The sequence below is a fragment of the Streptomyces sp. WM4235 genome, from assembly GCF_001279725.1.
In the GTDB taxonomy this organism is placed as follows: domain Bacteria; phylum Actinomycetota; class Actinomycetes; order Streptomycetales; family Streptomycetaceae; genus Streptomyces.
Genome location: NZ_LGDE01000342.1, coordinates 1 through 346 on the forward strand (window position 1 = coordinate 1; position 346 = coordinate 346).

Annotated in this window: 1 protein-coding gene; it reads right to left on the reverse strand. The window is 80.9% G+C overall.

All coding sequences use genetic code 11. The annotated features are described in order from the left end of the window. Positions 1–79: 79 nt before the first annotated feature. The coding region (locus ADK55_RS22075; RefSeq protein ID WP_053681352.1) for a universal stress protein at positions 80–346 on the reverse strand (267 nt) is incomplete at its 5' end.

Below are 346 nucleotides of genomic sequence, written 5' to 3' on the forward strand. Positions count from 1 at the left end.
CCTCCGCGCCGGCGGGCCGGGGCCGTGGTGGAGCGGGCCGCTCCCTCCCGGGGCCCGGGGCACGGGCGCGGGGCCGGGGTCACGGGCACCCCGTCAGCTCGCGGGCGTCCATCGGCATCCGCCACCTGCGCCGCCTGCGTACGGACTCCAGGTCGGCCCGGAGCGGGCCGGGCGGCACCACCAGGACCGGGCAGGACGCGTGTGCCAGGCAGTACCGGGCCACCGAGGGCCGCAGTGCGCGGAGCACCGGAGCCCGGCTGCCGGTACCGACGACGAGCAGGTCCCCCGGATCCGCCACCGCGTCCACCAGTGCGGCGCCGGGCGTTCCGCGCGCGGCCAGTCCGGC